This window comes from Vibrio caribbeanicus ATCC BAA-2122 (genome assembly GCF_000165125.1).
Classification (GTDB): Bacteria; Pseudomonadota; Gammaproteobacteria; order Enterobacterales; family Vibrionaceae; genus Vibrio; species Vibrio caribbeanicus.
Genome location: NZ_AEIU01000077.1, coordinates 1 through 10449, shown reverse-complemented (window position 1 = coordinate 10449; position 10449 = coordinate 1). Strand labels below are relative to the sequence as shown.

Annotated in this window: 8 protein-coding genes; 4 read left to right on the top strand and 4 right to left on the bottom strand. The window is 40.4% G+C overall.

Annotation, left to right across the window (positions count from 1 at the left end; translation table 11 throughout):
- Window positions 1–1417: hypothetical protein (locus tag RH40_RS20835; protein ID WP_009601847.1), on the top strand; the 1417-nt coding region annotated here is incomplete at its 5' end.
- 44 nt (window positions 1418–1461) lie between these two features.
- A complete protein-coding gene (locus RH40_RS12290; RefSeq protein WP_039954689.1) occupies window positions 1462–3132 on the top strand; it encodes a ShlB/FhaC/HecB family hemolysin secretion/activation protein in 1671 nt (556 codons plus the stop codon).
- 138 nt (window positions 3133–3270) lie between these two features.
- On the opposite strand, the gene RH40_RS12285 is transcribed toward RH40_RS12290, so the two are convergent.
- On the bottom strand, window positions 3271–4377 hold the full coding sequence (locus RH40_RS12285; RefSeq protein ID WP_009601845.1) for a DSD1 family PLP-dependent enzyme: 1107 nt from the start codon (window positions 4375–4377) through the stop codon (window positions 3271–3273).
- A 203-nt stretch (window positions 4378–4580) separates the two neighbouring features.
- Here RH40_RS12285 and RH40_RS12280 point away from each other — a divergent pair, with 203 nt between their 5' ends.
- Window positions 4581–5246 carry a helix-turn-helix transcriptional regulator gene (locus RH40_RS12280; protein WP_009601844.1) on the top strand — a complete coding sequence of 222 codons (666 nt, stop codon included), beginning with the start codon at window positions 4581–4583 and terminating at the stop codon, window positions 5244–5246.
- Window positions 5247–5660: 414 nt separating this feature from the next.
- On the opposite strand, the gene RH40_RS12275 is transcribed toward RH40_RS12280, so the two are convergent.
- Complete coding sequence (locus RH40_RS12275) at window positions 5661–6494, bottom strand: HAD family acid phosphatase (protein ID WP_009601843.1); 834 nt, start codon at window positions 6492–6494, stop codon at window positions 5661–5663.
- Between the two features lie 419 nt (window positions 6495–6913).
- Here RH40_RS12275 and RH40_RS12270 point away from each other — a divergent pair, with 419 nt between their 5' ends.
- Window positions 6914–8650 carry an amidohydrolase gene (locus tag RH40_RS12270; RefSeq protein WP_009601842.1) on the top strand — a complete coding sequence of 579 codons (1737 nt, stop codon included), beginning with the start codon at window positions 6914–6916 and terminating at the stop codon, window positions 8648–8650.
- Window positions 8651–8700: 50 nt separating this feature from the next.
- On the opposite strand, the gene RH40_RS12265 is transcribed toward RH40_RS12270, so the two are convergent.
- Window positions 8701–9981, bottom strand: coding sequence for a hypothetical protein (locus RH40_RS12265; RefSeq protein ID WP_009601841.1), 1281 nt, complete (start codon window positions 9979–9981; stop codon window positions 8701–8703).
- 100 nt (window positions 9982–10081) lie between these two features.
- Window positions 10082–10449, bottom strand: a 368-nt coding sequence (locus tag RH40_RS20830; RefSeq protein ID WP_009601840.1) for a hypothetical protein, incomplete at its 5' end; no start/stop codon positions are given.

Sequence of the window (10449 nt, the reverse complement as noted above, 5' to 3'; positions counted from 1 at the left end):
TAAGAGTGATATATCAATAAATATTGCAAAATACCGGGAAGGCATTGGAGATATTACTGTCAAGACCCAATTTCCTTCTTCGGAAAGCGGTAGTACCATCGAATTGACTAATAACTACCACCTTGAGCAGGATAAGAAATTCGCCCGAGTTAAAACCACAGTAGAAAATGAGAGTACATCCGCTCCTTTAACAAATGTGCGCCTCTGGGTTGGCACTTCAGATGATTATATCTCAGAAGCGGGTGGCGGCGATAATCCTTTCAAAGTGAAGGGTAATATCGTTGTCAGTTTTGAGCAGTTAGTTAACCAAAATTCATCATCAAACGCTGTAAAAATCCTTCAGAAAGATCCGAGTGCTCCCGTAACATCAGGTTCAGCCGTTCTATTTTTTTCGACATCAACTAAGGCTGATAGTATTACAACGCAGTACTCAAGCGACGGTAAATTTGATGCAATCACTGACAGAGACCCTCGAGCTTCACTAATAAATACACCGCCAGAAGATGGAGCATACGGATTATACCTGCGCATGGACGATTTACCAGCAACAACCAGTGAAACTCTCACATGGTATTATGCAGCCGATGCCGCCATTACAATCGATCAAGTCATCGATCAAATCGTCATCGACGTTGAGCAAGAAAGTGGTGGCTACACTCCAGCTCCTGTTCCCACTCCAGCTCCTGTTCCCACACCTGTTCCTGCTCCTGCTCCTGCTCGGATAATAACTGATATCCCGGAAACAACGGCAATATCTGACGCTCAATCTATTATAACCACCGTAAATAATACTTTTTCTCCTCCATTAACATATGATTTTTCGAAAAGTTTTGGCTCTTCAAGCATTTTCGAAGTAGGTGCTCCAAATATCATTACCAGAGAGTCCCCTCAAGTAAAAAATAACCAACAAAACTTGGTAACTGGTAGCGAACAAAACCTAGTGATAGGTAACGAGCAAAACTTGGCAACTGGCAGCGAACAAAGTCTGGTAATAGGTAACGAGCAAAACTTGGCAACTGGCAGCGAACAAAGCCTGGTAATAGGTAACGAGCAAAACTTGGCAACTGGCAGCGAACAAAGCCTGGTAATAGGTAACGAGCAAAACTTGGCAACTGGCAGCGAACAAGGCCTCGTAATAGGTAACGAGCAAAACTTGGCGATAGATGGCGAACAAGGCCAGGCGATAGGTAACGAGCAGAACTTGGCAACTGGTAACGAACAAGGCCAAGCAATAGGTAACGAGCAAAACTTGGCGATAGATGGCGAACAAAGCCAAGAGCAAGATAAACAACAGAGTGAATCAGTCGCTGAGTTATATGGCAAAGTTGACATAACTGGACCGCTCAAGGTGTTTGTTATTGATGGTGGAATTAGAGTCCCAACTTGGGCATCAGAAAAAAATCAAGATTCAAATTAGTAAAATTACGTCCACAACACGAGTTTGAAAAGGGAGCAAAGCCTTTGAACCAAAGCAAAGTATTTTACTTTTTAGTGGTTAGCCCTCTAGTTGGCTCTTCCAACCATGTTATCGCTTCACAGCAAATACCTGATGCAGGGCAGATAATCGACCAGTTGAATGAGTCAACCGTGACCCCCAAAGAGGGCTTTATTGCCCCTCTTGTCAAACCCAAGGTACACCAGGAATTAAAGCATGGAGGAATAACCGTCAAAATTAATGAAATTACTATTAACGGAAATACCGCATTTTCTGATCAAGAACTTTTGTCACACTTAAACGCGACAGGTAAAGAATACGATTTTTCTGGTATACGTTCTTTGGCAAACCAAATTATGGATTTTTACCAAGCTAAAGGCTATCCGTTTTCAAGAGCGTTCATACCAGCCCAGCAGATAGAAAAGGGCCAGCTTCATATTGAAGTTATTGAAGGATACTACGGTGAAAGCTCTGTTTTTATAGATGATGAAGATAAAACATACACACAAAGCGCAGAGATGTATTTGGCTGATTTAGAGGCAGGCAAGATAATTAAAGGTGATGAGTTAGAACGAACTACCCTCATTCTAAGCGATCAGCCCGGCTATTACTATGTACCTGTCATTAGACCAGGAAAAAACATTGGCGAGGGCGATCTTATTGTCAAAGCAATACCTCAAAAAAAATATGGAGGGAAAATTCGCATAGACAACAATGGAAATCGCTACACGGGGAGAGGCCGTATTGAGCTCAGCTCACACGTGAATGGCTCATTAACTTTCGGAGACAAAATTGATTCTGTCTTAGTCTATACAGAAGAGCATATGTGGTTTGGCTCTATCACTTATAGTTTGCCGCTCAACCCATCAGGATTACGTGGTAATATTTCTGGTCAGCGCACCGCTTATGAGTTGGGTAAAGAATTTGATAGCCTAGAAGCCTATGGAACAGCAGAGATCATAAGCTTCGGTATGAGTTATCCTCTTATTCGATCCCAAAAAAATAACCTATCGATCTCGACAACATTTCAGAAAAAGTGGTTAGAGGACGTACAAGGAATAGCCTCTTCAACTTCTAAAAAATCAAGCCAAACTATGGTTAACTCGTTGAGTTATGATAACCGTGATCCGTATTTTGGGGGAGGTATAACATACGGGGCAATATCTTGGACTCATGGCAAAGTGAAACTAGACGACAATCTTATGGTACTTGATAGAGCCACAGCAAACACAGCAGGCGTCTTTGATAAGATCAATTTAGATATCGCGCGAATACAAGCATTACCCATCAAAGACTGGAGCTTATACCTTCATATTACAGCGCAAAAATCTTATGAGAACCTTGATTCTTCGGAAGATTTTGGGCTCGGAGGACCCAATGGCGTTCGTTCATACCCAACTGGCGAATCGTACGGTGATGAGGGGATTCTTGGTCAAATTGAATTTCGCTACGCTTACAATAGCAACCTCAACTATTACTTCTTCTATGATTATGGTCATACAAAAACCAATAAGACGACCTGGTCAGATACAGACAATGATAGAAGTATCGGTGGAGCAGGTGTAGGAATCAGGGCTAACTACGGTCAATTAAATGCAGATTCAGTTTTAGCTTGGCGCCACATAGGTGGTGACCCCCAGTCAGACAGTCGTATCACTATCCCGATGTTTTGGTTGAATATTTCATATAATTTTTAGTACCTAGCCCTAAGCGTCCAACCGAGTGAGTTATTTCTTTTCGTTAACCTTGCAACTTTTTAATTTTTCATCGGTTAACGGACTTACTCATCAAGAGGCAAGACAAAGTTTGATATCTTTGAGAGGATTCGGCACCTCCTAATCTGAACGGCCACGACCTAATATCGGCCATTCATCGACGACATTTTCGCCCTGGACCACATAAATCGTGTCAAAATTGTTCAAGGTTGTATCACAATGGCTGGGAAGTAGAATGACTTTTTGCCCCAATTTCGGCAACCCTTCACCATCTTCTAAATGCAAAATACCATGCTCATCACCACCCGTTTGATAACGAACGCCTTCTGTATGCTCAAGTTTAGGCATACCCAAATCGATAGAAAGGCATTTCATCCCCGCATCGATAACTCGGCGCTTTTCCGTGGGTGCGCTGATTACTGTGCTGATGACTTTTAGCGCCGGAGAAAACTGGTTGTTTTCTAGATGACTATGTTCGTCACCGATTGCTTGATAAGCCGCATCCATAAATAAGTAGGAGCCTGCCTGTATCTCGCTAAATGATAAGTCTTGATAAGCCGCATAAGTACCAGTGCCTCCACCGCTAATCATCTCAGGAGCAAGCTCTTTTGGTTCCAAAACCTCTGAAATAAAGTTAAATAAAGAGGTCACTGCATTTCTTGCTTGATGATTACGCTCAGCGTACCCCTTCACATGTTGAAGATGACCACTGTATGCCTGAATACCTGCATAGCTCACCCCTTGTGTATTTTTTATCGCTCGGATTAACTCTAACAATGGCTCACCGACATCAACTCCACAGCGCTGCTGACCACTCTCAACCTCAATCATAAGCTCAACACATACTCCAGCTTTCAGAGCAAATTGACCAATCTTAGCCACGTGATCATGATGGTCGATAACTTGAATAAAGCGGAAGTCAGGATATTTCAGATACAGATTGATCAGTCGCTGAATTTTCTTTTCTCCTGCAATTGGAGTTGTAATCAAGATATCTGAGATACCTCCCTCAGCCATCACTTCTGCCTCCCCAAGCTTGGCAACACAAATTCCTTTCGCTCCCGCATCGATTTGTCGTTGAGCAATAATGGGGCTTTTATGTGCCTTGGTATGTGGGCGAAGCATTAAGCCTAAATCATTAATACGCTGCTGCATCGTTTCGATGTTTTGATTCATTTTATCTAAGTCAACTAGCAACGCTGGAGTATCCAACTGACTGATTTTCATTATATATTCGTCTTCTTATGATAATAGTTCGTCGGGAAGATTAGCAGAATATAAATTATTTATCATCATTATCGAGACGATAAATGTATCTGTAAAACATCACAAAACTTTTATAAATAGGGATTGATTTCTTTGAGATCCTGATCGAATAATTGTGCAACCATGCACACATTGTTAGTATGCAAAACCAAAAAGAGGTAAAGATGAAATTATCTTCAGATCTGATTAATTTTTGGGAAAGCTTCGATTGGCCATGTGGGCTCAAAGATACTTTTTCTCGTTTTATCTACATTAACCCTGCTTACCGACGCATGCAAAATTTACATGTCACATATGACATTGAAGGGCGGTATGATGGTGAGCTTCCAACAGAAACTCATGAGTATCAAAATGAGTTTCAACAGCATGATAAACTCGTACTTGATACGAATGAGACAAAAAGTTCTATTGAAATTCATCCATTTGGAAAAAATAAAATTCTAGAGGGGTGGGTTTTCCACAAAAAACCTTTTTATTCTGGTGACAAACTCACGGGCGTCTTTTTTTGGGCGGAGCCAGCGAAAAAATTTGATACCGACATCTATACCCTTTTTGGAGCAAAACCAGTTTCCATTACATTAAACCCACCGACTTCAACTCTCACAGAGAGAGAATGGGATATCATGTACTTTATTCTAAAGGGTGAGAGCATCAAAGTTATTTCTACAAGATTGAGTTTACAGGTCAACACAGTAAGAAAATATTTAGATAATATTAGATCCAAACTCGGGTTGTATTCCCAATCACAAACAATTGATTTCTTCAAATCGAAAGGCTGGGATTCCTACATACCATCGAAGTACATCATAAGACATAAAATCATCAACTAAGCTCACTGTGTACTGCTATAAAATATCCACCTCTAAGCAGTGACTGTTTGCTTCTCTCTAAAAGCACGTTAGAAAGCCTTCAAGAGCTTATCCGTGCTTTCTAAACAATATTCCCAATTCACCTCAAAAAAATCGAATCATAATTTTTCATCCATGACAATGGTCAACTTTCGTATTGGATAATTTTTTTCTGTCGGTACCATCTTTGACTGCTACTCAAAATATGCACAGAACAATCTAAATATTTATTATAAGCCCATGATTTATATAGGCTCTCAATGTGAGTATTTAAGCCAGTTTATGATTAGTATCATCATATTGAAAGTAACCTTTTAGTTATTTAATCCGCCTCGTAAGGAAATCTCACGAGGCTTTTTTTGGGTTATTTCAAAAGTTATACTTCAGTCGAACAAACTAATCTTCGACGTTCCAAGCTCGGTGTGCTGCCGATTTTTTTAGAATTTTTCTATTTTCATTGCTCGCTTCAGGCTCAGACTGCCCATAAATGGCAGCCAACCAATGACCATCAGTTGGATTAGGGAACAAGATGTACTTCATACCATACTCATCTCTATCTTCTCTCATTTTGGTCAAACGTCCCTCAACATTTCCCTTTATATAGTATTTACGACGAAAATCATTGAGGTTATCACCTAACATAACCACGACATCGTAGTCATTCATGATTTCATCTTGGCGAGTTTGTTTGTTGGATGTGTCTCTAAGAACAGTAAGGTGAGATTTGTCTTTCAAAGGAAAACCTAAGTGTTTGATATTACCTAGTGCATAATCAAATGTCTTCTTCCCTTGGTCACGACTGGTGATATAGAAAATTTCCACATTGTTGTCCTGGCAATACTTCAAAAAAGCTTTGGCACCGGGTGAGGGTTCCATTCTGTTGGCAGGAATCCACTTGTCCCATATAGTGTCATCGAAAAAATCCAAGCCACGATTCACAAGGTTTCCCCAATAGTCCAGAGGCAATACGAGTGTGTCATCTAAATCAGAGATTATAGCAAGGGGTTTATCACCTGGTTTACGCATCGCCAATGCTCGCTGAAGGTGCATTTGTGCAATATTGAATCCTTGGTAATACAGCGCTTGATATTCAGCAGCCGTCTGCTTCCAAGCCACAGAATACAATAAAGGATTGTTAACAGGATTTTTTTCATCAGCAACGGTGATGGAAGAACCAATAAGACCACAAACGGCAGTGGTGAGTAGGCACTTAAGAGCAAAAGTTTTCATGTTATGTTCTCGTGGGTTTTAGACCGGTTTTATTATCAATCCCAATAGTAGAATCGGAATGATTTAGATTAGCCATTCATTAAATATCACTAAAAGTGATAGTCAAATCAATAGCACACAAAATGTTACATAAGTCCAACAAAAAACCGACCTTAATAGTGTCTCAATTTAAGTAAACGAGAGAATTAATAGAGAGGCATAACAAATTAGGTTCATTTCCCTCTTTAAAGTAGACCTTAGTCTTATTTCCCCTTATATCTACGCTTTTCGGGTTTGAACTCAAACCAAAACACACATACCATAATTGACACAAGCTTCTGATTTAAATAATAAATTTATTTTCAAGGTTATATTTTTCACAACACCTTTACTTGCTTAATCATCCACTCCACTAACACCCTCTGAAAGGATATATGGACATGAAGTCACTTTTTTTTCTTCTCATTTGCTTGGTCATCAATTTATTCCCCCTACCCTCCAACGCTACAAAATTAGAGCCAAAGCCCCAAAGTCATGAGGTAACAGCGGATAACATTTATTTTGGAGGCGATATTTTAACCATGCACGGTGATGAACCCAATTATATTGAAGCCCTTGCCACGGCTGGGGGGAAAATCATCTATACGGGTACACTAGAAGGTTCAAAAAGCTTCCAAAATCAGACAACGACTATGGTGAACCTTGAAGGAAAAACCATGTTACCTGGTTTCGTTGATCCTCACAGCCACCTTTACGGAGTTGGTTTACAAGCCGTTGTTGCAAACTTACTTCCATCACCCGATGGACAGGCGGACAGCATAGACCAACTTGTCGAACTTCTTAGAGAATCAAATCAAAACCCTGAACAGCGCTTATTTACACAAAAAACAGGTTGGATCTTTGGTTTTGGTTATGATGACTCATTACTTGAGCGATATCCCAACAAACAAGATTTAGATAGAGCCAGTCAAGATAAACCCATATTAATGATCCATACTTCGGGACACTTAAGTGTCGCCAATAGTAAAGCACTAGAACTATTGGGAATTAACGCTGAGACCCCCAACCCTCCAGGTGGGATTATTCGGCGATTCGAGGACAGTCTAGAACCAAACGGTGTCATGGAAGAAAATGCCCACTTTGCTATCTTACTTAAGCTCGGTAAACTTATCGATATTGAGCTGCAAGATATGATGTTAAAAGCAGCGCAAAAGCAATACGCAAAGTATGGCTACACAACGGCACAAGAGGGCCGTGCTTCTGCAGAAGCCATTGAGGCTTTGTCACGAGCATCAAAGAAAGACACCTTATTAATAGATGTTGTCGCTTACCTAGATATGCTCAGCAACAGCGAATGGATGAGTTCAAAATACCATTCTTCGGACTACCTCAACCGCTTTCGAATTGGTGGTGTAAAGCTTAGTTTCGATGGCTCACCGCAAGGAAAAACAGCTTGGCTTACACAGCCCTATTTTCATCCCCCCCATGGACAAACACCGAATTATCTCGGCTATCCCACTTTCTCTGATGAACAAGCCTTCCAGTTCGTAGAGCTCGCCTTATCAAAAAATTGGCAGCTATTAACTCATGCCAATGGTGATGCCGCTATCGGGCAGTTTATTGATGCTGTCACCGCAGCAAATCAGAAACTGGGAACCAAAGATCGCCGCCCGGTTCTCATACATGGACAAACAATTCGGCAAGACCAAATAGAGAAGCTCTCAGAACAAGGCATCTTCCCTTCTCTCTTTCCTATGCATACTTTTTATTGGGGAGACTGGCACGCAGACTCCGTGCTAGGATTTCCCAGAGCCAACTTTATCTCACCAACTAAATCTGTTCGTGATGCACAGCTCATGTTTAGCACTCATCATGATGCCCCAGTGGCGCTTCCTAATGCGCTCAGGGTATTAGATGCGACAGTAAATAGAACAACTCGAAGCCGTCGCACTCTTGGCCCAGAACAGAGGGTTGACGTCTACACAGGCCTAAAAGCTATGACATTATGGCCTGCATATCAGCATTTTGAAGAGCACAATAAAGGCAGTCTGATTGTCGATAAGCAGGCTGACTTGATCATTCTTGATAAAAACCCATTAAAAATAGACCCAACAAACCTCAAGGATCTCGTTATTTTTGAAACCATTAGCCGGGGCAAAAGCGTTTACCAACAATAAAGATGGGGGGCAATTTTGCCCCCCACAGTCACTGACGATAAGCAAGTTGCCTATCGATAAAATGTGCTCGCTCGATGAGCGTTAAAATATAGCTGTGAACTATCTAGAAAGTGGAAAACGCTCGTATCGTTTTGTGAATTTTGGCTTCGTTCAATACGTAGTACTAAGCCCTGTTTATCACCTCTGATCAATTTGCTCCATGACAACGCTGTTGTCGGAACTTTGTAAATCGTTAAGTCTTGTCCGTTAATATGGTTCTTTTCTACAGACTCAAGCTGGTTGATATTAAAACAGGATGACTCGAGAACTGAGTAACTATCGACTTGTACGACTTCTGCTGGGCACACTTCTATGGCGAGCTCCTGCTCATCCATCATGCTCATATTACTGATCGCAAAGAGTATCGCGGACTCAGAAACGGACATGTAAGGAGCATTAATTGATTGCTGTTGATGAGCAACCGTATTTAAGCCAGCAAGATCGGGGATTTGTAAACCAGACTTTAACGAAGGAAGAACGAACTCATATCGATGATTTTTATGTTCCAAAGTTACGGTAGTTGAAACATGCTGGGTCATTTCCGCATTAGCATAAGCTTGTTGAGATACGTAGCTCGGCATTTGCTCTCCACTGTAAAATATACCTTTAGTATTTAAACTCAATGAGCCACTATTCTTGACCACACGAAAGCCAACATCAGTAAGTAAAACGTTACTAGCTTCGCTTTGGTTGTCCGCCGCAATTACGACATTGACATACTTAGGGATCGCGGCCTCACTAGCCGGAAGTTGAATCGGTAGTGTGGCGAGCTGCCAAGTTGACTCTTGAGTATCACACGTCGCCTGAATATTTCGTTTTAGTTCGGGTGAACTATAAATAAGAGATTGTGACTCATCGTAAAGAAAAACTTTTGCTACTATTTGTCCATTAGCGCACGATCCTGAACTCTGGTATGCATAACTCAGCTCAAAGTATTGATAAGGCGCAATTTCTACCGATGTTCTGTCGCCCAGGTGAAAAAACTGATAAGCGCTGGCTTGACCGTAGGAAAAGGCAAATGCCGCAGACTGTCCTTCACCAAGCCCAACCTCAGTAATACTTTGGGCAGACTCCATGGATGACCACTTCGATAACAAAGGAGGGGTATTTCTTTGTAGCCCGCTATTTTCAATAAGATTATAATTATATTGAGCGTACGGTACTGTGTTAAAACCCTGACTTAATACCATACCTTCAAGATATTGATTGTGAGTAATTTCAACGTCAGAAAAAGAATGAAAAGAGAGTGGCAATAATAGTGCTGATACAGCAAGACGAAAATTTTTTTTCATATTAATCCTTAAATTTTAAAAGATAAAAATAAACTAAAATTATTTATATTTATGGGAAGTTATATAAAGGCAATAATGATATTTTTAATTTTAATTTTAATTACAAATTTATAAATTCAGAACCATCTATTAAACTAAAATCAACACCATCTTTATCATCAGGTAATGGTGTTTCTAGATATACAGCTCCTTTGTAATCAAATAATGCAGAAAATATGTTATTCCCATTAACTTTTCCACTCTCGGGATTTATTGAAACTTCAAAGCTTTGTATCTGCTCTTCAAATGTTTGAGTAATATCAACATTAACCTTACATTGTCCATCTTGATCACTTTCAATTTGATCAGGAAGTTCATTAATGATTTCTTTGAAGATATCGTAATAGTAAGATTTTTTACGATAATCACTGGTTAGATAGTCATCAAAAAATTGCTCATCACTAACGGATTCAAGTTGCTTAATAGATG